Source organism: Microcoleus sp. T3_A4 (genome assembly GCF_036700465.1).
GTDB lineage: Bacteria > Cyanobacteriota > Cyanobacteriia > Cyanobacteriales > Microcoleaceae > Microcoleus.
Map to the genome: position 1 here is coordinate 53,453 of NZ_JAUBOY010000028.1, position 24,304 is coordinate 77,756.

Annotated in this window: 20 protein-coding genes and 1 tRNA gene; 8 read left to right on the forward strand and 13 right to left on the reverse strand. The window is 44.6% G+C overall.

The genetic code is table 11. The annotated features are described in order from the left end of the window. Positions 1–258: 258 nt before the first annotated feature. Positions 259–378 (reverse strand): photosystem II reaction center X protein, encoded by a 120-nt coding sequence (gene psbX / locus QUA07_RS16990; protein WP_333041933.1) that lies wholly within the window; start codon positions 376–378, stop codon positions 259–261. Between the two features lie 124 nt (positions 379–502). Here psbX and QUA07_RS16995 point away from each other — a divergent pair, with 124 nt between their 5' ends. After that, a complete protein-coding gene (locus QUA07_RS16995) occupies positions 503–787 on the forward strand; it encodes a YggT family protein (RefSeq protein ID WP_190736140.1) in 285 nt (94 codons plus the stop codon). Between the two features lie 109 nt (positions 788–896). Here the strand turns inward: QUA07_RS16995 and accC are convergent, their stop codons facing one another. Continuing rightward, positions 897–2,252 (reverse strand): acetyl-CoA carboxylase biotin carboxylase subunit, encoded by a 1,356-nt coding sequence (gene accC / locus QUA07_RS17000; RefSeq protein WP_333327062.1) that lies wholly within the window; start codon positions 2,250–2,252, stop codon positions 897–899. Between the two features lie 228 nt (positions 2,253–2,480). Between accC and QUA07_RS17005 the strand changes: the two genes are divergently transcribed. Both QUA07_RS17005 and QUA07_RS17010 read left to right on the forward strand, forming a co-directional pair. Next, positions 2,481–2,564: transfer RNA gene (locus tag QUA07_RS17005), tRNA-Leu, on the forward strand. Positions 2,565–2,789: 225 nt separating this feature from the next. Then, positions 2,790–3,002 carry a helix-turn-helix transcriptional regulator gene (locus QUA07_RS17010; RefSeq protein ID WP_333327064.1) on the forward strand — a complete coding sequence of 71 codons (213 nt, stop codon included), beginning with the start codon at positions 2,790–2,792 and terminating at the stop codon, positions 3,000–3,002. A gap of 68 nt (positions 3,003–3,070) precedes the next feature. Here the strand turns inward: QUA07_RS17010 and QUA07_RS17015 are convergent, their stop codons facing one another. From QUA07_RS17015 to QUA07_RS17065, 11 genes are all read right to left on the reverse strand, one after another. After that, positions 3,071–4,564, reverse strand: a complete 1,494-nt coding sequence (locus tag QUA07_RS17015; protein WP_333327066.1) for a hypothetical protein — start codon at positions 4,562–4,564, stop codon at positions 3,071–3,073. After that, complete coding sequence (locus QUA07_RS17020) at positions 4,561–4,902, reverse strand: hypothetical protein (protein WP_333327070.1); 342 nt, start codon at positions 4,900–4,902, stop codon at positions 4,561–4,563. The genes QUA07_RS17015 and QUA07_RS17020 overlap by 4 nt, the downstream gene beginning before the upstream one ends. Next, a complete protein-coding gene (locus QUA07_RS17025; protein ID WP_333327072.1) occupies positions 4,895–6,502 on the reverse strand; it encodes a CHAT domain-containing protein in 1,608 nt (535 codons plus the stop codon). The genes QUA07_RS17020 and QUA07_RS17025 overlap by 8 nt, the downstream gene beginning before the upstream one ends. Positions 6,503–6,559: 57 nt before the next feature. Then, positions 6,560–8,905, reverse strand: a complete 2,346-nt coding sequence (locus QUA07_RS17030) for a tetratricopeptide repeat protein (RefSeq protein WP_333327074.1) — start codon at positions 8,903–8,905, stop codon at positions 6,560–6,562. A gap of 80 nt (positions 8,906–8,985) precedes the next feature. Then, entirely contained in the window at positions 8,986–9,663 is a 678-nt protein-coding gene (locus tag QUA07_RS17035) for a DNA-binding response regulator (protein WP_333327076.1), read from the reverse strand. 307 nt (positions 9,664–9,970) lie between these two features. Next, positions 9,971–10,249 carry a hypothetical protein gene (locus QUA07_RS17040; protein ID WP_333327078.1) on the reverse strand — a complete coding sequence of 93 codons (279 nt, stop codon included), beginning with the start codon at positions 10,247–10,249 and terminating at the stop codon, positions 9,971–9,973. Further along, positions 10,212–10,571 carry a DUF6972 family protein gene (locus QUA07_RS17045; protein ID WP_333327080.1) on the reverse strand — a complete coding sequence of 120 codons (360 nt, stop codon included), beginning with the start codon at positions 10,569–10,571 and terminating at the stop codon, positions 10,212–10,214. The genes QUA07_RS17040 and QUA07_RS17045 overlap by 38 nt, the downstream gene beginning before the upstream one ends. A 158-nt stretch (positions 10,572–10,729) precedes the next feature. Continuing rightward, a complete protein-coding gene (locus QUA07_RS17050; RefSeq protein ID WP_333327082.1) occupies positions 10,730–12,001 on the reverse strand; it encodes an FAD-dependent hydroxylase in 1,272 nt (423 codons plus the stop codon). A gap of 260 nt (positions 12,002–12,261) precedes the next feature. After that, positions 12,262–15,789, reverse strand: a complete 3,528-nt coding sequence (locus QUA07_RS17055; protein WP_333327084.1) for a PAS domain S-box protein — start codon at positions 15,787–15,789, stop codon at positions 12,262–12,264. Positions 15,790–16,316: 527 nt separating this feature from the next. Beyond that, a complete protein-coding gene (locus QUA07_RS17060; RefSeq protein ID WP_333327086.1) occupies positions 16,317–17,447 on the reverse strand; it encodes a serine/threonine-protein kinase in 1,131 nt (376 codons plus the stop codon). A 495-nt stretch (positions 17,448–17,942) separates the two neighbouring features. Beyond that, positions 17,943–18,611, reverse strand: coding sequence for a glycosyl hydrolase 108 family protein (locus QUA07_RS17065; RefSeq protein WP_333084781.1), 669 nt, complete (start codon positions 18,609–18,611; stop codon positions 17,943–17,945). A 99-nt stretch (positions 18,612–18,710) separates the two neighbouring features. On the opposite strand from QUA07_RS17065, the gene QUA07_RS17070 reads away from it, so the two are divergent. From QUA07_RS17070 to QUA07_RS17090, 5 genes are all read left to right on the forward strand, one after another. Continuing rightward, the gene (locus tag QUA07_RS17070; protein ID WP_333327088.1) at positions 18,711–20,891 is read left to right on the forward strand and encodes a tetratricopeptide repeat protein; all 2,181 of its coding nucleotides are present in this window, start codon (positions 18,711–18,713) and stop codon (positions 20,889–20,891) included. A 199-nt stretch (positions 20,892–21,090) separates the two neighbouring features. Beyond that, the gene (locus QUA07_RS17075; RefSeq protein WP_333327090.1) at positions 21,091–21,687 is read left to right on the forward strand and encodes a tRNA isopentenyl-2-thiomethyl-A-37 hydroxylase MiaE; all 597 of its coding nucleotides are present in this window, start codon (positions 21,091–21,093) and stop codon (positions 21,685–21,687) included. 88 nt (positions 21,688–21,775) lie between these two features. After that, positions 21,776–22,270 carry a GNAT family N-acetyltransferase gene (locus QUA07_RS17080; RefSeq protein WP_333327092.1) on the forward strand — a complete coding sequence of 165 codons (495 nt, stop codon included), beginning with the start codon at positions 21,776–21,778 and terminating at the stop codon, positions 22,268–22,270. 22 nt (positions 22,271–22,292) lie between these two features. Continuing rightward, positions 22,293–22,835, forward strand: coding sequence for an MAPEG family protein (locus tag QUA07_RS17085; RefSeq protein ID WP_333327094.1), 543 nt, complete (start codon positions 22,293–22,295; stop codon positions 22,833–22,835). A gap of 73 nt (positions 22,836–22,908) precedes the next feature. Further along, complete coding sequence (locus QUA07_RS17090) at positions 22,909–24,297, forward strand: cytochrome P450 (protein WP_333327096.1); 1,389 nt, start codon at positions 22,909–22,911, stop codon at positions 24,295–24,297. The last annotated feature ends 7 nt before the right edge of the window (positions 24,298–24,304 follow it).

The following is a 24,304-nucleotide window of genomic DNA, read 5'->3' on the forward strand; positions in this document are numbered from 1 at the left end:
CTATGTTAGCGAGTTAGATTTTACATCTATCATTAAGTCTGTCAGCCCGACTGTGCTTTCTGGGGCAGCGTCCGGTCAGGGTTTCAGCTTGGGAAGTGAGTATAATAATGAGTTTAACGGGAAAAAACCTCAGCTTGGCAGTCAACTGAAGGTTTTGCCTTGACAGTTGCTGGCAGCCGAGGTTTCTCGGATCGGGGAAATGCCCGACGTGCAGGCGAAAATTGAGTTTCACGCCGGACTTAAAGACCTGCGGACTTTTTAGGTGCGCTTGATTTTGTCTTTTTGGCTGATGAAGATCAGGGCGATCGTTGCTGGAATCACTACCACTGTCACGCCCACCAGCAGGCTGTACAAAAAGTTCGCGAGAGAAGGAGTCATAGATTCAAAGCCTTTGTTACAACAATTTGATTTTTATTAATTTTATACTTTCGATCGCACCTGTGAAACGGTTAAAATTATGAACAGCAGACTTAACAAAACTTAAAATTTCGAGATAAGACCCATGACTGGTATTACCGTTGCAAGTTGGATTCTGGGCTCTGTCCTAGTCGTGATGACCTTGCTGTTTATTTTTCGGATCGTCCTGACTTGGTATCCCGAGGTGAACCTGAGCAAGTTGCCGTTGAGTCTGATTGCTTGGCCGACGGAACCTTTTTTAGCCGTAACTAGAAAGATTGTACCGCCGATCGGCGGGGTGGACATTACGCCGATTATTTGGGTGGGTATCTGTAGCTTGCTGCGAGAAATGATTCTCGGTCAGCAAGGAATCCTGACAATGATGATGTAAGAGTCAGTTGGCGGGCATCGGGCATCGGGCATCGGGCATCGGGCATGGATTAGTTGCCACCAACTGCCAACTGCCAACTGCCAACTACCAACTGCCAACTGCCAACTGACTAATGACTGTTTTGGTTCAAGAACTGTTCGACAAAATTGGTGTAAACTTCGCCGCTGAGAAACTCGGGGGAATCGAGAATTTTTTGGTGGAAGCTAAGGGTGGTAGGAACGCCCGTGATGGCGCATTCCCGCAATGCCCGTTTCATCCTGCGGATGGCTGTCGGTCGATCGCGCCCCCATACAATTACTTTACCGATTAAAGAATCGTAGTAAGCGGGTATTTCGTAATCGGTGTAAACGTGAGAGTCCATCCGCACGCCGGGGCCACCGGGAGGCAAATAACCGCTGATTATGCCGGGGTGGGGTCGGAAATTGCGATCGGGGTCTTCAGCATTGATGCGACACTCGATCGCGTGGCCGTTGAGAACTACTTGGTTTTGCTTGATTTGCAGTTTTTCTCCTTGGGCGATGCGGATTTGTTCGGCTATCAAGTCGAGGCCTGTAATCATCTCGGTGACGGGATGTTCTACTTGGATGCGGGTGTTCATTTCCATGAAGTAGAACTTGCCCGATTTGTCAAGTAAAAATTCGACAGTACCCGCACCCGTGTAGTTGATGGATTTGGCGGCGGCAATGGCGGCGTGACCCATTTGATCTCGCAGTTTCTGGCTGAGGGCGGGGCTGGGGGCTTCTTCGAGGAGTTTCTGGTGTCGGCGCTGAATCGAACAATCTCTCTCGCCGAGGTGGATGACGTTACCGTAGTTGTCGGCGAGGATTTGGATTTCGATGTGCCGGGGTTTTTCGATGAATTTTTCGAGGTAAAGTCCGGGGTTGCCGAAGGCTGCGTCGGCTTCGCCTTGGGCTGCTGAGAATAGTTTGGGGAGTTCGGATGCTTCTCTAACTAACCTCATCCCCCGGCCTCCACCGCCGGCTGTGGCTTTGATCATCACAGGATAGCCGATGTCGCGGGCGATCGACAAAGCTTCGCGATCGTCTGCCAGCAATCCGTCGCTACCGGGAACAGTGGGGACTTTCACCCGCTGCATGGTTTCTTTGGCGGTAGATTTGTCGCCCATCGCCCGCATGGCTGCCGGAGACGGGCCGATGAAGGTAATTTGATGGTCGGCGCAGATTTCGGCAAATCGGGCGTTTTCGGCGAGGAAGCCGTAACCGGGGTGAATGGCTGCTGCGTTGCGCGTCAGGGCAGCCGCGATGATGTTGGGGATGTTTAAATAGCTTTTGCTGCTGGTGGGGGGGCCGATGCAAACGGCTTCGTCTGCCAACTGGACGTGCAAGGCGTGTTTATCTACGGTGGAGTGTACGGCGACCGTGGCAATCCCCATTTCCTCGCAGGTCCGCAATATGCGGAGAGCTATTTCTCCCCGATTAGCGATTAAAATTTTCGAGAACCCCATCTTCGCTGCTTAATTCACTCAATATTCTGTACAATAATGCCTTTCGGTATGTTCTGGATAATCGTTTTCCAGAAATTGTTCACAAAAATTTATTTTACATTTGGCTGGTAGTGGTGCTATGATTGTAAATCGGCGGTGTCAAAGGGCAAGTCACAAGTTAAATGCCAGGAACCTCAACCTGTGAATCTTTAACTGGTAACGCAAAAATCCCGGAGATTGCTAGAAAGAGCGGATGTGGCGGAATTGGTATACGCGCACGCTTGAGGTGCGTGTGGCAATATGTCCTTGCGAGTTCGAGTCTCGCCATCCGCATTGAATATATAAAACAACTGTTGACAGTTTTTGCTGTCGGCAGTTGTTTTATATTGAGTGGTTTTTCTAGAAAGTCGATCGAGTACCGTAGGGTGCAGATTCATCAGATATCCTCAAGTGCGATCGAACTTCTGACAGATCCGCACCATACAAAATACTGTTTAACTGTCGATCGACAATTGTGTTTGAATTAAAAACATAGATACTTATCGTTTGTCAAGTAGAATGGGGTTAGTTTGGTTCCGAATCCGAGAGTTGGCTGAGGAAAAAGGATGGACGCTAAAGGATGTTGCCGATCGATCCGAGGTTCCGTACAGCACAGTCAGGCACTATGCTCGTTTGGAAGGTCTAGCAACGGTTGATATCACATCAATTCAAAAAATAGCTCGCACCCTCGATGTTTTGATTGAGGAGTTGATGGATGTTGTCAAAGAGTAAACAAATTTATCAGTAAGTCGCGAGAATATGACTGCGAAAATGTAATTAACAAAGAAAGCAGAGGGCGATTACACATCCCCAGAGGGAAGTTGATTTTGGGGACTAGGTAAACTTGTCTGCTGATTGGATGATTTACGATTGAGGTAGCGTTTAGTGAAAAACCAAGCCAACCATCCCAAGCCTCCACCGGATAAACAACTAAGTACAAGGGCAATAATGAAGGGATGCGGCGGTAGCAGAGGATGTTGGGGAGAAGGGAAATCCCAAGGTTTTTCGATTAAGGGGTAGCCTGCTGCTAAGATTCCGGCAAAGCCGACTCCGACACCGATGCCGGTACCGACTGCTTGAATCGTGTTTTGTAAATTGCGATCGCGATCTTTTTCTTCATTCTCCTTATTTTGTAAAGTTTGTTGCAGTTGGCGATCGGACTTGGCTTGTTCTATTTCCACCAAACCCCGCAATGTATTGATAAATTCGCCGATCAAGTCTTTACCCGGCTGGATATAACTGAGGTAGGTTTCTATTTGGTCGAGATAGCGCTTGCAGGTATTTTCGCCAAACTCTCGCCAACTGGGAATATCGCCCGGTTGCCAGAATTTTTGTAAGTAAGTTTGATAGTTGAGCTGATTGGTTTTGATTGTGGTATAATGCGCTTGCAGATTTCGCAGTTGCCGTTGATACTGCATAGATAGTTCTGGCATTGATTCGAGAAGTTTTTGCAGTTCTTCTAAAGGCAAATCTTGCTTGAATTCTTTAATTTTTGCTTCTAGTTCGCTATAAATTTTTCGGGCTTTTTGATAACTTTCTCGCCCTTGTGGGTAGACATATTCTATTTTGTGGCGAGTCAAGAGTGAGCAAAATAAATAGTCATAAACAGGCTTTACATCTGGAGATATCCCTTGATTGTCGATCCAAACTAAAATCCGATAGAGTTTATTGCGTTGATTTGGTTGGCTAATTTCATATTCAAATAGGGGAACTTTGAGCAAGTTACCTTGAGCGACTAATTCAAATGTAAAGTTAGTGTTTTTTAGCAGATTTCTCACTAATTCATCAGCTACGCCTTGACATTCTGTATCAGGTATTTCTGTTTGTCCGTAAAGCCAGAGGGTTTCACCAAGAGTGTTTTCCGAACATTCTAAGAAAAGGCTGCTAGGTTCAAATAAATCGATTTCTGCTGCTACGACATCTCGCTCATCATCGGCGGGAGATAAAGTTAGATCGAAAGCGTAGGTATCATGAAATAAAAAGGGTGCCAGGCTACCGCTAATCGCTAATTGATTTTGGTGAATCGCAGTAAGTGCGATCGGGTGTTGTTCTTTGGTTAGCCATTGATTGATTAAATTTAAGGTTTTTGTCTGATGTTTGAAAGTGGATACTTCATCAAATTCGTAGCAAACTAATTGAGATTTTAAATGTTTGAGTTCAGTAAAAGCCAGTTTTTCACTTAGTTTAATCAGATTTTCCCAAATAAAATCTGCTTTAGGTGAAACTCGATCGGGAGGTTCAGCTAAAGTTTGATTGAGATGGAAATAACAAACACTGATACTAAAATTTTTCATGGAGAAGACGGCGTATCTTGATTTGCTTCAGGAGGTTTGTCAGGAGCTATCGTCATATTTTCTAGGGTGTTTTTCAAAATTTGACTTTGCTGTCCCGGCTTAGTGGGTGATTGCCCCTTATTGGGTAATTTAAATTCCTCTAATCTCATCACGTTAGCGTTGTACTCAAACTTAATTTCTGGCTTATCTTGCAGCCAATTTTCAATAATTTCGACATTGTTGTCATCATTGTCTGTTAATTCAGCTTTGAGAGCAGCTAGGGTATATCTCCAGTAAAAAAATAAATCTGATTGAATTAATTGGTGGAAAATTTCTATTTGGCTGCTGCTATTAGTCATGTTGCTCTCCTTTGCCAGCCGCACAGAAGCCGGCCCAATGAAAGGGATTTTGATAGATTTTAGCACAGGCTCCTTGAGTTGCTTTGTCCTTTTCCAAGTAGCATTGTAAGGTTCCTCGCCACTCAGTGTCTAGGAGGTGACATTGGTTTGTCCAGTCGAGGAAGCCTTGGATGTCGGTGTCTCGCATCCAGATTTGGGCTTGGCTTAATGCTAGGGCGAATTTACCGGGGTGGCGGTAGAGGTTTTCGTAGGTTTTGATCAGTAAAATCGCTGTGGAAAGGGGGTGTACTGACCACAGGCTGACGTATAAACTGGGACTACCAGCTAGTAGGAAACCGCTGGTGAGGCTGATGTATTCGTCGGTGTTGTCGAGTTGGACTCGTCCGGTTTCGCAGGCGGAAAGGGTGACTAAGCTGCATTCACTGAGGTTGAAATAGCGGATGATTTCTTCTAGGGTGAGAGTACCATCATATAGTTGTAAACCCGATTTTAGCGGTTCGTTGGGGTCGAAGGAACCGTGACAGGAAAAGAACAGATGATGGCTGTCGGCGACTTTTTCGGCTATTTCTAATTTTGACTCTGATTTTTCGCCTTTTTTGGCATCTTGTTTAGCAAAAATTTCTGGCGTGGGGAAAATGTTTTTGATGCTTTGTACTTCCATTTTCGCAGCCTTCAAGTTATTTTTGGGGTCTTGAATGGCGAAGAATCGCTCGAATTTACCCCGTTTGTATTTTTGGACTTGGTGCAATAGCTGACAACTGGGGGCGTAGGAAACTCCATTATCGAAGCAGTCAACGAGACAGGGATTCAGGGGGCAATCTTGGTTGTTGGGGTGAAAGCGCTGCCAAATTTCCGGACTAACCGGGATCGCGTGGAGAGGGAACAGGTGCAAGTAGCGGTGGGGAATCAGGATTAGGTTGGTAATGCTGTTTGGGAGGTGGTCACGGATAATAGTTTCTAATTGAAGGATACTGCCGAGGTTGATAATGCGTTGTTTTAATTTATCTCGCCATTCTGAGCCTTGGGTATAATAACTTTTGTGATAGGCATCCGCCCAGCTTTCTAACATCTGCAAATTTCTATCGGGATAAAGTATACATTTTGGGCGATCTTCTTTTGGTAAAACTATAAATACACCCAGACAATCTTTATCGAATATAAACCACTCTAAAATTGCTGTATAATTATCAACCAAACCTTTAACTTTTTCAAAGGTAATATGTTGATATTTTTCTTGATTGCGCTCATTGATACGCTCTGCTAAAACACGGGCTTTGCTACGTTCAAGAAATTCTAATGCTTCACCAAAATTTTGTTCTTGCAAGGAAATTTTAATTTTGTGAACGAGGAAAGGATTATTATTTTTGTCAAAATCTCTTTTAGATTGATCGTCAGGGCAAAGATCACGCAGCAAGTCTTTCACATTAAGGCTAATTTTAATAGCCCGATCGGCATCTTTTAAGCATTTAATTCTATCAACATCAGGTAAGTAAGACTCTTGGAGATGAAAAACACTTAATTTATAGCTATTATCTGCCAGAGCTTCTAGTTGCTTATAGTCTATAGATATGGATGTGTTTATGTAAATAGGATCTGTCATATTTGCTTTTCAATTTCTTTGAACTATACACTATTGAGCTGGCTTTACTGTGGATAATCAAAGTGTTTTGAGTTCGATGAGAGCATCAGCTTTGCTGTAGCGTCCCTGTTCTCTATACAAATTAGCTAAATTATTCAGATGGGTGGCTAATTGAGGATGGTCAGGTGGTAAGCTTTTCTGGGCAATTTCCAGGGCTTTTACATAAAGTAGCTCGGCTTCATCGTAACGTCTCTGCTGGATGTACAAATTAGCTAAGTTATTGAGGTTGGTAGCTAATTGGGGATGTTCAGTACCTAAACTCTTTTGAACAATTGCCAGTCCTTCATGGTAGAGTGGCTCTGCTTCATGGTAACGTCCCTGCTTCATGTACAAATTAGCTAAGTTATTGAGGTTGCTAGCTAACTGGGGATGTTCAGAGGGTAAGCTTTTTTGAACAATTTTTAGTGCTTCGAGGTAAAGTTGCTCGGCTTTGTCATAACTTCCTAGTGCCTCGTATGAACTTGCTAAGTTGTTGAGACTAGCTGCTAGATTAGTCCGATCGGGAGAATCATCTAATTTTCCTATATCTAATGCGGCTGTATAAAAATCAATTGCGCTCTCTAAATTATCCGAACGTTCACCTAGTATGTTGTCAGAGTAGATGTTTCCCAAATTATTCAGAGAAGTTGCTTCCCCTTGTCTATCACCCATCTCTCTTGCAATTACTAGAGACTGCTGATAAAATTCAATCGCCCTTTGGTATTGGCATAATACGTAATAAATGTTGCCTAAATTGCCTAGAGCAGTAGCTTCCTCTGGTCTATTGGCTATCTCTCGTGCAATTGCTAGAGATTGCTGATGAAATTCAATTGCCCTTTCGTATTGACCTAATCTGTAGTAAATATTGCCTAAATTGCCTAGAGCAGTAGCTTCCTCTGGTCTATTGTCTATCTCTCTTGCAATTTCTAGAGATTGCTTATAAAATTCGATTGCATCTTCGTATTTTCCAGATTTATAGTAAACGCTCCCTAAGCTGTTTAGAGCATTAGCTTTTCCTTGTATATCTCCAATCATTTGTTGGATGTTTAAATATCTTTCATAACTATTAATCGCTTCTTTATATCTACCCAAATTTTCCAAAGCAATACCCTGGTTGTGCCAAAGTTCATGGTTGTCAGGTGAAATCTGTAAAGCGCAGTTTAACGCTGCGATCGCCCGTTCGATATTCTCTGCTTTCTCTCCCCTGATTCTGTAACTGTAGGCAATTGCCAGATTATTTTGCGTCTGAGCCCATTTTTCGGGAAAGGCATCGCGGGTGTAGACGGTTAATGCAGCAGTGTATGATGCGATCGCCCGTTCGATATTCTCTGCTTTCTCTCCCCTGATTCTGTTACGGTAGGCAATTGCCAGATTATTTTGCGTCTGAGCCCATTTTTCGGGAAAGGCATCGCGGGTGTAGACGGATAATGCAGCAGTGTATGATGCGATCGCAACTTCGATATTCTGTGCTTTCTCTCCCCTGATTCTGTCACTGTAGGCTGTTGCCAGATTATTTTGCGTCATAGCCCAATATTCGGGAAGAGCTTCGCGGGTGCGGACGGATAATGCAGCAGTGCAAGATGCGATCGCCAGTTCGATATTCTCTGCTTTCTCTCCCCTGATTCTGTCACAGTAGGCATTTGCCAGATTATTTTGCGTCGTTGCCCAATATTCGGGAAAAGCTTCGCGGGTGTAGACGGATAATGCAGCAGTGTAAGATGCGATCGCCAGTTCGATATTCTGAGCTTTCTCTCCCCTGATTCTCTCACCGTAGGCTGTTGCCAGATTATTTTGCGTCTGAGCCCATTTTTCGCTTCCCGGTTCCGAATTATTTAAAAGTATTTGATAACCAGTAATGGCAATTTCAAGATTATTCGCTCTCTTCCCCAGCGGAAAGTCATTAATATGAATGCTCAAGTTTCCAATGAGGCCGAGAATAACTTCAATTGCTTCGGGATGTTCGGCAATTAAATTCGGGACCACTTGCTGTAAAATCTCTGCAAAACGGTCATTGAGGAGATGTTGCCGCCCGGCCAGCATGGGGTAAATTACTTTAATATCGCTGTTGCTATCTTGTTCGGCTTGCAATAAGTCTAGGATAAAGTTTGCATACTCTTGGGGATTTTCACCTTCAGAGTTCTCGCTATCTCCGTCATCATTCATCCCCAAGAATTGCCCTAGCTGACTGGCCAAATTCCGTAAAAAATTAGCGTCATTTTCCTGTCCTTCCTCTGCCAGATTTTCTGCTACTACCTCGCAAACTTGCAGAAACCCCGAATCTACCAATTCTAAGTTAGCCTGTAAAATCTGCGGTTCCTCACCGTTGGGACAAGTCAGCAGTGTCTGAATCAGTTGCAGATAAACTTGGGCGCGGGTTTCTTCCATTGTGGGGAGTTGTCAGTAACACCGATGTTTATTTTACCATGATTGGTGGTTTGGCGGTTGACGCTCCCCCGTATCAATTTCTACCCCATCCCGAACAAGTAATCGAAATTACCCTCTCCCACAGAGTTTTTAAGCGTATTGATAATTTTCCTTGTATTATCGTGAGGCCCTTCAATATAACAATGTTTTCCATTGCGACCGAATTTCAAGCCAATTTCGCTGGTTGATTCTCCTAAATGAGCCTTCGACTGCTCGAAATCGCGATGCGGTTCAAAGCCTAATGTTTTGGCATAAGCGATCGCACCCCAAACCAGGGCTTGTGCTTGCTCTAAACTAATCTCCTCGTACTCTTGCATAAACTGCGAGTAAGAAAGCTGAACGAAATTTTTATATTGGCTATCGTTGCAGTTACGTGGCGGGATGACATCCTTAACTCCCAAACACCAGTAGTCGATCAAATAAGAGGCTGTAACAAAACGATTGTATCCCTTGGAACGGGTAACAACCACTAAACCCAAACCGCTCGTTTCAGAGGTTTCATTCCCCAACAATACCTTCGCAAAATTTACATCCACGAGACATTGAGCAACGGGCAATAACTCTCCTTTTTCGGCGCTAGCGAGGGCTGTTTGTTCTGCATGAGATTGAAGAAAGGTACTGACTTCGGATGCTTTCAATCCTAACTTTCGGGCAATTTGTTTGGGCGTTAATTGGCGATCGCGCAGGTTGAGAATTTCTTGTTCTTGTTCGGGCTGCATGGTTTTTCTATTACCGTCAGGGCTGGTTTCGAGCTGAGTCGATCATTGTACCGCGTTTTTGCGACCAACTTCGTAACATTGCCAAGATTGAGGAAAAAACCCGGTTTCTTTGATGGTGCAAGTGGCGAAAAACCTCGGTTAGCCCGATAGTCCGCCAGGGGTTGAAACCCCTGTCTCATAGCAAAAGTCCCCTGAAGAGGACTAAAGAGTTTTTCATTTTTATCTCGGATTTTCAGTCGGTTTCAACCGACTTTCGCTATTAGCCAGGGGTTTTAACCCCTGGCGGATGTGGCGACACCACTTTATTTTATACTTCTCGTAAAATCCGACTATTCAAACGCTCATATTCATCCTCTAGTAGCCACATTTTAGCAGATTCGTAATTGTCAGTGGTAAAAATAACTTTATAATTTTGGGCCGGGTTGTGAATGCAAAATTTCCCGGAAATTTCCTTGACTAACATCAGGATATAAGGCGGAGATATCAGAGTATCGGCCCAGATTTCCGCAAACTCCCACTCAGTCTCTTGCTCTGATTCTTGACTAATTTTAGTAGCTTGTGCGGGGTCTTGTGCGAGGTATGACATGGTATTTACCGGTAGTTTTTTTAATCTTTATTTCACCGTAATTTAGTGGTATCTGAGTACCGTCTGCTTTCAGTATATAACCAATTGGTTCTGAAAAGTACAATCCATAGCGTTCATAATTGTCCTCTACATCGTCCTCTCCTGTGCGTTCCCCTCTTAGCTTAATTTCTGCGGCCACTCTTTCCATTGTTTCTCTATCATTAAAGAGATGGACGATTCCTTCGCTTTCAAATTCACTTTGGGCTTTTTGGGTTCCGGGGAGATGTTTATCAATGAGAGTGGTTCGAGTTTCTAGAGTAATTTCACGGTCAATTCCACTCATAGCTCTGTTCTATCTTAATTATATACCATTCATCCATGAATTTAGTTTAGTCTTGGAACCACGGGTGGCCAGAAACCGGGTTTTTGCGACAGACTTGGTGACAGTGCAAAGATTTGGAAAAAAACCCGGTTTCTTTGATGGTGGGTGGGTGTACAAACCTAATTTTGCGCTAATTCTGGCGGCCGGCCCATTAAACCAGTCATCAAGCGCAAGGCTAAAAACCTCACTGGGGGAATTGTCCGCAAACACCACAATCCAAAGCGGCGAAATGCTACAATTGGCAGCCAAGTATTAGAAAATAATCTGTCTAGAAAATCGGTAAATCCTAGCACGATTAAATTCTCTTTTTTGCGCCAGTTGTGATACCGTTTCAATACTCGCAAGTCGCCGATGTCTTCGCCTTTTTGGTGCGCTTGCTGCAAGATTTGGGCGATCGCCCCAGCGTCTCGAATGCCCATATTTAATCCTTGGCCGCCGACGGGATGGCAGCAGTGGGCCGCGTCGCCAATTAGTGCTAATCTGGGCAAAACGTAGCGATCGCTCTGCATTAACTGCACCGGAAACAAAAAGCGATCGCTCTCCAATTCTAAACGCCCCAAAAGCCCGCCCGTGCGCTGTTCCAACAATGTCAAAAACTCTTTTTCATCCATTTGTTGCAAAGCTTTTGCTTCCGCGTGCGGTGCTGTCCAAACTACTTGACAGCGGTTGCCAGGTAATGGTAAAACTCCCATCGGGCCGCTCGGCCAAAAGCGCTCAAAAGCGATATCATTGTGCGGTTTTTCTGCTTTAATAGTGATAGCAACGCAGGATTGCCAGTATTTCCAGCCGCGAGTGCTGATGTTGGCTTCGGTGCGGATGCGCGATCGCGAACCGTCGGCGGCGACTAATAATTTGGTGCGAATTGTCCGAGTTTCGCCGTTTTGTTTGACTTCTATTTCGGCGCAATCGGTTAAATATTTTACCTCCACTACTTCCGCCGGACAAACCCAACTAAAATTCGGGTTTTTTGCCAAAGATTCTTGCAAAGCTGACAGCATGACTCGGTGCTCGCCAACGTAACCTAAAGCTGCTTTTGGTACGGGCAATTTGCCAGTATTTCCCAAATCCGGGCGGTGGAATTCGACGACACCGGGATAGTCGCCGTCGCAGAGGCTAATTTGCTCGAAGGTGGTGATTTGCGGCAAGATTTGCTGCCACACGCCGATACCTTCTAAGATCATTCCTGATAGCAGGGTGATTGCATAGGCTTGTTTTTTGGCGGCGGCTGCTGCGGGGAGTTGGGTTTCAATTATTGCTATTTTTAAGCCAGAATCTTTTAACGCGCTGGCTAAGGTGGCCCCGACTATGCCGCCTCCGACGATGGCTATGTCAAAGTCGAGTGTCGGTGTTTCCGTGGAGGCTGTGGTTGGAGAAAGTTGGTTTACAGGCATTTTCAAGGGATTTTGTCAAAGTTAATTGGATTGTTACTTTGTTATTGTAAAGAATTATTTCGATTTAGGGCGATCGAGAAAGCGAGAGTACCGGCATTCGTGAAAATCAAGGTTTTCAGACTAGGAGTTCCAAATCCAACTCCTGGATGCACTCGCTACCTCAGAAACCCGGTTTCTTCCTATATTTCTCCTCACTAAAGGCAAAACTCGTAGAAACCGGGTTTCTAGCCCCCCCGATGGGTGAGCCCTGAAACTCATGACTAATGACTCATGACTAATGACTCATGACTAATGACCATTTCCTTGGTGTTTTCGGTAGCCAGCGCTGATACTTGTTGGCAAATGGGAATCTCGATGACAAACTCTGCACCTTCCCCAGGCGTGGAAATACACTGCAATTTGCCTCGGTGTTTTTCAACTATAATCTGATAGCTGATTGACAGTCCCAAGCCTGTGCCTTTGCCGACGGGTTTAGTAGTAAAAAATGGGTCGAACAACTTGCTAATAACTTCTTGATTGATTCCCATGCCGTTGTCGGCAATCCGAATTGTTACTGTCTCGGAATTCGCACTGGTGCTAATCCGAATTCTGTTGTGGTGAGAATATATTTCTTTTGAAGAATGAGTGCTGTTGTACTCTTCGAGGGCGTCGATCGCATTTCCTAAAAGATTCATAAATACTTGATTTAGCTGACCTACATAGCACTCGACTTTGGGAAAATCTCCGTATTCTTTGATAATCTCAATAGCGGGACGAAGTACATTAGCTTTGATCCGGTGCTGCAAAATTAGCAAAGTGCTTTCGATTCCTTCGTGAATGTCTACTCGCTTCATCTGCGATTCGTCGAGTCTGGAAAAGTTGCGTAAGGATACAACTAAGTCGCGGATGCGATCGGCTCCAACTTTCATTGATTCCAAAATCTTCGTAAAGTCTTCCATTAAGTAATCAACTTCAATATCTTCGGCTGCTTCTACAATTTCTGGGACGGGATTTGGGTATTTTTCTTGGTAAAGCTGGAGCAAACCGAGCAAGTCTGTGGCGTATTGGCTGGCGTGGGTGATGTTGCCGTAAATGAAGTTAATCGGATTGTTAATTTCGTGGGCGACGCCGGCGACTAGCTGCCCGAGAGAAGAGATTTTTTCGGTTTGGATGAGTTGAGTTTGAGCTTGGTGCAACTCTTGGAGAGCTTTTTCGAGTTCGGCTGCTTGCGATCGATACTGTCCCTCCGACTGCTGGAGTGCTTCCAAAACTTGGACTCGATCGCTAATATCGGTGTGAGTTCCCACCCACTCGCGAATGCTGCCGTCGGCTGCCAAAAGGGGGACGCCCCGGACCCAGAAGTGTCTGTAGCTGCCGTCTGCTGCCCGCAACCGATGCTCGACTTCGTAGAGACTTTTTGTTTCTATGGCCCCCATCCAAGCTTGAATGGTGCGATCGCGGTCTTCTGGGTGCACTGCTTCTATCCAGTTGTCCTTCTCTTTCCAACTCATGCCCGTATAAGCTATCCAATCAGGCTGAGGCTTGTCGAAGATTCCACTAGGGTTGGTCGTCCAAACCATCTGTGCGGTAGCCATTGCCAGCGATCGATATCTTTCCTCGCTCAGACGCACAGATTCTTCGGCTTCTCGGCTGGCTGTCACGTCGCGCAAAATAGTTGTGAATATGATTTCGCCTGCCACTTCGAGTTGGGAAATAGAAGCTTCGGCGGGAAATTCCGTACCGTCTCGGCGGCGGGCGAAAATTTCTTTGCGGTTGCCCATTGTTCGGGCTTGTTGAACGTTGTCGCCGAAATTGCTGACGAGGTGACTCTGAGGGGTGGCAAAAGCTTCGGGCAACAGCAGGCTCAGGGATTGCCCGATCGCCTCAGCAGCCGTCCACCCGAAAATCTTTTCTGCACCTTGGTTGAACAAGATAATTTTTTGCTCAGCATCCACGGAAATAATCGCGTCGTCGGCAATTTCTACAATGCCGGCGAAACGAGCTTGAGACAGTTGCAGGGCTTTTTCAGCGTGTTTGCGATCACTGATGTCGCGGGCGATCGTCGAAATGTATGTGAGTTGGTCGTCCGGTGAGGAGTGGGAGATGATGACTTGGCTGACGGGAATTTCGAGTCCCGATGCTGACACGAAGGCTGTTTCTCCGCTCCAAAAGCCTTCGGAAACAGCGGTGGCGATCGCTTGTTTCAAAGTGCTGTAGTCTGACGCTGCCGTGAATTCTAGAACTTGTCGCTTGGATATATCTTCGTTTTCGCCTATACCCACCATTTTTCTGCCGGCTTTGTTAATGTAAATGGCGCGTCCTTCGATGTTGTAAGTACCTACAAAATCGGGGGTTGCTTCCAGAATTGCTGCCAGACTTCTGTTGGCGATTTCGGCTTTTTTGCTTTCAGTAATATCCCGCGCGATGGTAACTATACCGCTAATCTTGCCTAACCCGTCCCGGTAAGCACTTTTTGTAGAAAGAAATGTCCGCAAATTTCCTTTAACTGGCAGCTCTTCTTCGATGGCTTCCGTTGTTCCCGCTGCCATAATTGGGCGATCAGTTTTCCTAATATTGCCCGCGATTTCCGGCGGAAATAACTCGCTGTCATCTCTGCCGATAATGTCGTCTACAGACTTGCCAATTATACTGGCTCCCGCAGCATTAAGCATTAAGTAACGACCCTGAATATCTTTGACAAATAGGGCTGCGGGCGTACTGTTGATGACTGCCATCAACAGGTTGTAGTTTTTTTGAAGCGCCTGCTTTGTTGTTTGAGAGTCGAAAATTTGCTGCTGCAATTGCTCGTTGGTGATTTGCAGTTGGATAGTCCGTTTCTCAACTTGATTTTCTAAGTCTAATTTAGCTTTCCTCAGTCCCAGTTCCGCTCGATAGCGCTTCCGGTCTGCGCTGCAGAGAGTTTTGGCATTCTGCCAAATCAGAACTGTAAAAATAATCACGTTCAATACGCTTAATAGCGATATCCCTACCTCCGGCGTGTAGGCTTGTAACCGATCTCCCAATAGGATGAAATAACCGACTAAAGGCGGGATAATGATTGCCCGTGGCAACAAGCGCCTCGCCATGATGCCGCCCGCGCGATCGCTCGTCATTACTGCTATCAATCCTCGCTCTGGACTGGCAAATAAAATGCCAAAGCTCAGCAACATAAATGCTGCGGAGGTGTGCAAAGCCATCCCTGTATTATTGCCAATTTGGTAAAATAAAGCTTTGTCGTAGAAATAGCCTATCAAACCCGTAAATGCAATTAACAATGCTGAACAGCTTAAGATTTGAATTCGCAGGTATTTAGGCCGACGTTCTGACAGCAGCAGCAGCGCTGTTCCCAGGAATAAAAAAGCAGCAGCAGTATTCGGCGCCATGCGTCCGGGTGTTCCGGTAATTGTCAATGTGTAACTTTCTTTAAATAGCAGTTGGTCGATGCCTAAGTCTAAATTAAAGCTATATTGAACTAGGGTTAATAGGCTAATTAATATAATTAAAAATGAGGATACTAAAATTAAATTTTTGTAATTTTTTTGAGGCTTTCTTGCTGTTAATTTGGCGCGCCGGATCTGTTGGATGAATAGAGAAAACCCGCCCAAAATAAAGCAGACCGCAGTATTGGCTTTCATCGTCACGAGTCCGGGCAGAATGCTTTTTAAGAGTTGCAGATCGAATATCCAACCCAAAATGACTGTACAGCCGATCGCCATTACTGCAATACTCGCTTTTTTGGAAAAAGACTCGACAGCAGCCATTCGGGTTGAGGGCCTTTGCAGTTGTTGTGCTCGTTCAAAAACTTCCAATTTCTCGATCCCTCTAATTATTTGGTTTCTACGTATCTAAGGTAACAATAAACACTCTAGCGATAGTGTTGCCTACTATACAAAGCTGCTTAAGATTTTCTCAAAGCTGCTAATCATAAAACATGAATTATTTTATCTAACTTTAGATAGATCGTCAAATGAAGGTTTAAGGCTCTTATGTAGAAGGCATTCGGCAGAATTGACTAATTTTTTTATGTGTAAATTTTAATAAAAAATTCCTTGTTCCTTGTTCGTTGTCCCTTCGATTTCGGAAATTGGCGGCCGATTCATCGGCAAGACGGAGTGTTTTTACTCAGTACATCGAGGGCTAATGGTAGCGGATGAATCACTGTGCAACAAGATCACTCGCATTGTAAACTGGCTGCTGTGGCTGTGGGAAATGTGGCATAACAGATAAGACTCGGCGCTTGAAACCGCTACTACAAAAACAAAGTCCCAGCAGAGAGGGACTAAAGAGGGGATATTCAAGTCGGATTTGGTAACTGTCAACTGACAACTGACAACAGTCAACTAACTCCCAAATTTTGAAGTGCTTCCAAAGCTTCGGTTGCTGAGGGGTAACGCTGGGGGAAAGCGTACAGCACCATCTGGTCTAAAACGCGAGCCAACTCCGGGGTGACAGTTGCATTTTTCTGCCAGATGAGATTCCCTAAATTATCAACTCTGAGTTGTTTCGGGCGCATTCCTGTCAAGGCTTGAATCCCCATAAGCCCGACAGCATAGATGTCGCTGCACAATTTCGGGGAACCGATGGCTTGTTCCGGGGGAATATAATCTTGCTGAGTACCGCCACGCGATTTCGTTTGACCGATGCTGTTTTGTGAAGTGTTGATTTCTTTAACGGCCCCAAAGTCAATTAATACAATCTTGCCATCTGATGTCCGCCTGATTAAGTTTTGAGGGTGAACGTCGCGGTGAATTACATCTTGTTTGTGAACAAAGACAAGCACTTCCAAGATATCTTTCAACAAAGCAATAACTTGATGTTCTTCCCAGGGTTGACCTTCAATTAGTTCTTGATACAAGGGTTGCCCTTCGATGAATTGATAGACTAAATAAAAATATCCATCTTCTTCAAAGCGAGCTAACAATTCCGGTATCCGATCGTGTTGGCCCAATCGATATAAAACCCGCGTTTCTCGATCGAATAACTGGCTGGTTCTCTCAGACTGGCTTTTCAGGCGCTTGACGAGGCACAAAGGTCGATCGGGCAAATTTTCATCTTCAGCCAGATAGGTATCGCTGTACTCCGTGTTCACCAAATGTTCTCTAATTCGGTAACGCATCCGCAGCAGCTTTTGCAACATGGGATCGACAGAATTAGCTGGTTGTGTGCCTTTTTGTACAGCTCTCATGATGCAGTCCCAAAGATTTGCTCCGACGACTCTTTCTTCTTGTCCAATAATTTCTGCTTGCTTCAGTACCTTGGTGAGGTCTTTCCACAAGTTGTAGCCGACATACCGCCCCAGGTAGCCCACTGTGTACCCACGGGCGATCGGATCGTTTTGCTGAATTTCTTGGTACGTCAAACCCCCTACAACGCCTCGAATTATCGACTGTTGCAACCGACTCAGGTGTTTTTCCGTTTGTTCGTATACCAGATTGTCCAAAAAAATTATTGCTTCTTCTACCGTCATAGTTTCATGGCTTAAGTTAGTTGTGCAGCAGCAACACATTTGGTTTTTATATTTCTGTTATAGACGGTTGGGTTAAAATTTACTAGGTTTTTTGATTCGTGAAATATATCTTGATAAATATGACTTTTATGAATCAAGATTGTGAATTATATGAAATTCATTTACTTGACAAATGGTTGATGTGTTAAGTTGAATAGACTGATTTTTCTCAGAGAAAAGCTTAGAGATATAGCAATCCTCGCATCATTTGTGAATTTCTTACGGACTCCCAGCGGGTTCGGGGAGGGTTGGGGTGGAGTAAAAAATTTACGACTCCTGCAAGGATTGCTATATAAGGGTTATTTAAGCCGACATGATAAGCTGTGGTGCATTGAGATGGGAATTATCGGGCGGGCGCTCCTGCCCACCCGACAATAGTTTAAAGAAACAAGATAGTAAAAATTAGATTCGCGCCTGCTTATTAACAGTTAACTGTTAGCCGTTAACTGTTAACTGTTAATTCTTAATCTTGTTCACATAGCCCCACAAACTGTAATCGCGACTCAGCCAACCCCGGAAAAAAGCCATCTGAGTCGGATCTTCTTGCACCCTTTTGTAGCGGTAAATAATTCGTTCATTAATCATTTGCAGCGCGGTATTTCTGTTATTTGCCCCTTTCAGCGCTTCCTTGGTGCGCGGGTCAAAAACTCCCGTTTGCGGCAATCCTAATGCTTGCTGAAGAAAGGTAATTGAGTTATTAATACCGAAATTAACGGCGGTGTCAAACATGACGATCGCCAAAGCCGGCTGCATCGTTCCCGATAGGCTCGAATCCCAGTAATATTTATAAATTTCTAGGAGCTCTGCTTCCGACATCTGCGTCACGTCAAGGGGCGGAAGCCCACGACTGTAGCGGTAGGCGTTGTATTCCGTTTGCAAGACGCCCCGATAAGTTCTGCCGCCCTTATCGGCAGGGTGATTGCTGAATCCGCCCTCAAAATATAGGGTGAAATAAAGAGCAGTTTGAAATAATTTCTGCCGAAAGCTGGCTGTCTGCTGCTGCTGTGCGAAAGTCTTTTGGGCAAAGGGTAAGGGGATTGCTAAGGTTAACAAGAGTATCCCCAGCAGAAGGTTTGGTTTCCACTTGATGTTATGTTGGCGCTGTGTCGCTTGCTTGTCGCTCATAAATTCTCTGTGACGATCGCCCGTAATTCCGCTAAAACTGCTACTCTGCAAAATAATATAGATTCAACCTTTAACTTGATAGCACAGATAGGCCGCAAAATGAATTCCGATTTTCGCAACCAATCCGAAACACCCCAATTTGAAGATGCTGCATCCCTGACAGTTGTTGCAGAAACCTATTACTCTCAAGGCAATTTAGCAGCAGCCGTCGCAGCTTGTCGCCGAGCTCTGGAATTGCAACCGGATTGGGCGGCGGCTTACGTGACAATGGGCAATGTGCAGCAAGCAAGTGGTCAAATTGAGGAAGCGATGCGGTTTTATTCTGAGGCGATCGCTCTGAATCCCGATTTTGCTGAGGCTTATGCTAATTTGGGCAGTATGCTCTACAAACAAGGGCATTTGGTGGAGGCGGTTGTCAATTACGAAAAGGCGATCGAACTTAAACCGAATTTGGCTGCTGCTTACTGGAATTTGGCAGGGGCACTGAAGCAGCAGGGGCAGCAGGATGCAGCGGTAGCATACGAGCAAAAAGCTCTCGAACTCAATCCCCACCTTGCTCAGGTAGATTTTCACTTAAATTTAGGAGATAAATTAGCGGGGCAAGGGAAGTTAGATGAGGCGGTGGCTGCATGGCAGCAGGCGATCGCATTCAAACCCGATTTAGCCGAAGCATACTGTCAAATTGGCCGAGTTTTGCGCCACCAGGGTCAATTTAAAGACGCAATACCCAACCTTCAAAAAGCTCTACAAATTAAACCCGATTTTATTGGGGCTCACCAACATTTGTGCGACATCCTCAGAGATACTAGCGATTTAGCTGCCGCGCGGCAAGCCGTGCACCACTACAGCCAAATGTGTGCAGAAACCGATCCAATTATGACCGCGATTTACTTCATCAGCACCTATCAAGTGTCGGGATTAAATCAAATTGCGGGCGATCGATTTTTAGAGCTAGAGTCGTACTTAGAGCAAAACTTAGAAACCGCTAGCCCGGTGGAAATTAAATCGCTTTATGCAAACTTGTTATTCAGCACGCCCTATTTGCGAGATGACTTGGCGGCAAACTCAAAACTTTACAGATTAATTGCCAAAAAGTATATCGACCAATGTATTAAACCTAATTTTTCTCAACCCGCAAATTACAGCTTCAAACCAACGGTTCCATCCAGCAAGTTAAAAATCGGCTTTTTGTCCAATCACTTTAGCCGCCATCCTGTAGGTTGGTGCAGCGCGGACATCATTCACGAATTGTCCGACATCACACCCAATGTGTATTTGTACGCTTCGGAAAAAATTATTCCTGACGCTCTCACTAAGCAATTTGAAACTTGGGGAAAACTCACTTTTCCGACCACCTACCCGAACGGACTTGCCAATTCCGCAGAAATTATCGACCAAATTCAGCAAGATGAATTGGATGTTTTAGTTGATTTAGATTCTCTCAGCGTACCAGTTCACGCTGACATTCTCTACCAAAAACCCGCACCAGTTTGTGTTTCTTGGCTGGGATTTGACGCCCCTTACATATCGCCGGAAAATTACTTTCTTACAGACTGGCACTCGCACCCTGCAGCCAGGGAAAAATATTATGACGAGCAGCTAATTAGGATGCCTGATTCCTTTGTCGCGGTGTCCGGTTTTCAGAGATATGGAGTCGATCCCGTTGCATTGAGAAGATCGCATCGGATCGGTTTGGATCAGATAGTTTACCTGTGCGTCGCTCCCGGAAGAAAATTCAATAGCGAGTTGGTAAAAGCACAAATTGCGATTCTCAAAGAAGTGCCGAACAGTATCTTAATTCACAAAGCTTTAGGCGATGCTGCCGTGTTTGAGGCTGCATATCACCAAGCTTGCGAAGCTGAGAAAGTGAGCAAGCACCGAATTAAGTTTTTGCCGAGGTTTGCTACTGAGGAAGAACACAGAATTATCTATTTGCTGGCAGATGTTTTGTTAGATTCTTATCCTTACAACGGAGGAACTCAAACTTTAGAGGCTTTGTGGTCTAATTTGCCGGTGGTGACTCGCACAGGAGAGCAATTTTTGTCGAGAATGGGTTATTCGTTTTTGCGGACTTTGGGAATTGAAACAGGCGTGGCTTTGTCTTGGTCGGAATATGTGGAAGTGGGTGTAAAATTGGGCAAAGATCGTGAATTGAGAAATGCAATTAAAGCACAGTTGGTGAAATCTAAAGATCCAGCCAATTTGTCGCCGCTGTGGAATCCGAAAAAGTTTGCTGGTGATATGTATGCGGTGTTTGAAAAACTTTGTAAAATAGGATAAATGCTGGCTAGTGACTGCTGACTAATGACAAGCGAATTTCTTGATGGTACCCGCCACGTGATTTATCCGTGGAATCAATCCAAAATCTCAAATCTAAAATCCTCACGCCCCCGAATTTATCCGTGGGGTCAATCCAAAATCTCAAATCTAAAATCTAAAATCGAATGACTGCTGACTAATGACTAATAACTGATGACTAATGACTTCTACACAGCCAACTATTAAGTTTTTGAAACAGCCGACTTCGGAAGCTTGGGTTCAACAGGCGATCGCCCATTTGGATACAATCTTATTAGACCATTCTCACTGCGAGCGGAAAGCGGCGGGAGTAGCGTTAAATTTAATGTTTCGCTACCCAGCCAGGGAAAAATTGGTGAGGATGCTAACGGCGATCGCCCGCGAAGAATTAGAGCATTTCGAGCAAGTCAACCAGCGGTTAGAAAAGCGCAGCATCGCTTTGGGCCCTTTGGCCGCACCTCCCTACGGTGCAGGTTTGTCCGCCCAAATTCGCAAGCAGGAACCCGAAAGACTTTTGGATTCTTTGTTGGTTTCTGGTTTGATAGAAGCGCGCAGTCACGAACGGTTGGGGCTGCTGGGCGATCGCTGTCCCGACGCGGAATTAGCTAAGTTTTACCGCAGTTTGATGGCTTCGGAAGCGCGCCATTACGGGGTATATTGGATTTTGGCAACAACTTATTTCGATCGGGATATTGTGATGCAGAGGTTGGAGGAATTATCATTAGTAGAGAGCGAGTTGCTGGCAAGTCTTCATCCCGAACCGAGAATTCACAGTTAAAAGCTAGGTGCATTTAAAAACTGTAAAAAAAAATTAGTAAGTTTACAGTTGCTAAAGTCAACAAATAAATATTAAGTTGCAACCACCCATGAAAACCCAACATCTGGATTTTTTAATTCGTTCCTGGGAAACGCGCGATCGCGCTGAGGCGTTCTATTTAATTAGGGATGTTTTAGCAGAGTACGGTTTAAAATGCGAACCTCACGGGGCAGATCGAGATGTCTATGATGTAGAACTACATTATCATAATCAAGGCGGCGAATTTTGGGTAGTTGAACGGCAGGATAAAATAGTGGGTACAGCGGCTTACTATCCGATTGAGCGCGGAAATAATGCTGTGGAAATTCGCAAAATGTATATTTTGCCCGCAGCAAGGGGACAGGGTTTGGGGAAATTTTTACTGCAAGAATTGGAAAGTAAAATTATCGCTCGCGGCTTTGAGGAAATTTGGATAGAAACTGCTAGCATTCTCAAGGAAGCTGTTAAACTGTACGAAAATAGCGGATATCTACCGACAACGGGTGTGGAGACGCCAAGGTGCGATCGGGTTTACGTAAAATATCTAGGTATAAAAAATATATAATAAGGTTGGGTTTCTGTAAACAATGATTAATTTACTCAGTTTCAATCCACAACAGCAAAGAGTTGTTTGGCGAGGCATTTCTGCCTTAATCTTCTGCCTTAGTTTTGTACTGATTAGTTATTTTGTGATAGCGCTGCCCCTACCGCCCTTCAATACCGCAGAGTCGCGCCTAATCTTCGCCCTTCGCTGCCAAATCTTTCCGTTACTGATGTTATTTGCCGGCATAGTTGCAGTTGGTAATGGTAGATTTAGCAGCCCAGCCATCAACCCTTTAGCAAATGCCGAATCAGAAGCAATGCGGATTAATTTACGTTATCTGAGCAACACTCTAGAGCAATTTGTGCTGTTTTTTGTAGGCAGTTTAATCCTTTCTACCTTTTTAGATACTTACAGCATCAAGCTGATTCCAATTTTGGCAACTTTGTTTGTTTTGGGAAGAATAGCGTTTTGGATAGGCTATCTCAAAGAGCCGATAGAACGAGCTTTTGGCCTGGGAGTTACTCTGTATCCTACTATTGCCGTACTAATTTATGATGCCTACCGCGTACTATTTTTAAATAACTGAGACTGGCGATTTTTTGACAGATAAATTATGCTTTCATTAGTCCTGTGAAACCATAAAATTAGGAGAAAAACAAATGACTATCCTCACCAACAACTCTCCATCTCAAAATGATGATATCAACAAAGTTTTAGACGGCCCTAAAGATAATAGATTTGTTCAGACAGTGCGGGGGATTTTAAATCCTCTGTATTATTTAGAACGAAACTATAAAAGCTACGGTGACATTTTTACCAGCAAATTCAGCAATTTTCCGCCCCAGGTAATTATTAGCAATCCTCAAGCTATTCAAGAAATTTTTACAGCGGATTCCAAACTTTTTGAATCCGGTACGGGAAACCAGATAGCGCTACCTTTAGTAGGCTCGAATTCGTTATTGTTGTTAGATGGCGATCGACATTTGCAGCAGCGCAAACTTTTAATGCCACCTTTTCACGGTGAACGCATGAAAGCTTACGGACAAATCATCTGCAATACCACCGAAAAAGTAATTAATAATTGGACTCCGGGTAACTCGGTTATCGCGCAATCAACTATGCAGGAGATTTCCTTGGAAGTGATTTTGCACGCGGTGTTTGGGCTGAGCGAAGGAGAACGCTACCAGCAAATCCAGCAACTTCTTGTTAAGATGTTAAATTTTTTTAGCAATCCTTTGAGTGCGACATTTTTGTTTGTGAAGTCGTTGCAACAAGATTTAGGTGCTTGGAGTCCTTGGGGAGGATTTGTGCGACAAAGACAGCGTTTAGATGAACTGCTTTATCAAGAAATTCGCGAACGCAAAACTCAGTCTGAACCATTAGGCGAAGACATCCTGAGCTTGTTAATTTCAGCTCGTGACGAAGCGGGACAGCCGATGAGCGACGTTGAATTGCGGGATGAATTAATGACAATGTTATTCGTGGGACACGAAACTACAGCCACAGCTTTAGCCTGGGCTTTGTATTGGATTCACTACCTCCCAGAAGTTCGTGAAAAACTGCTGCAAGAACTCAATTCTATTGATTTGAAAAATTCCGATCCGGCGGAAATAACTAAACTCCCGTATTTGAATGCTGTCTGTTGCGAAACGCTGCGGATTTATCCGATCGTATTTTTTGCATTTCCGCGCATTCTGCAAGCTCCGATGCAGTTAATGGGTTATAATCTTCCCAAAGGAATGATAGTTTCTTCCTGTATTTATTTGGTTCATCACCGTCCTGATATTTACCCGGAACCAAATTGTTTTAAACCAGAACGTTTTCTCGAACGTCAATTTTCGCCTTACGAATATTTGCCGTTTGGAGGAGGAAACCGCCGCTGTATTGGGGCGGCATTTGCCATGTTTGAAATGAAGTTAGTATTGGCGAAAGTGCTGTCACGATACTCTTTAGAACTTGCAGAAAATAGTCCCGTGGTGCCAGTACGTCGCGGTTTGACAATGGCACCCGCTGGTGGTGTGCATCTGACGGTAAAGGATCGGATTTGAATCATAT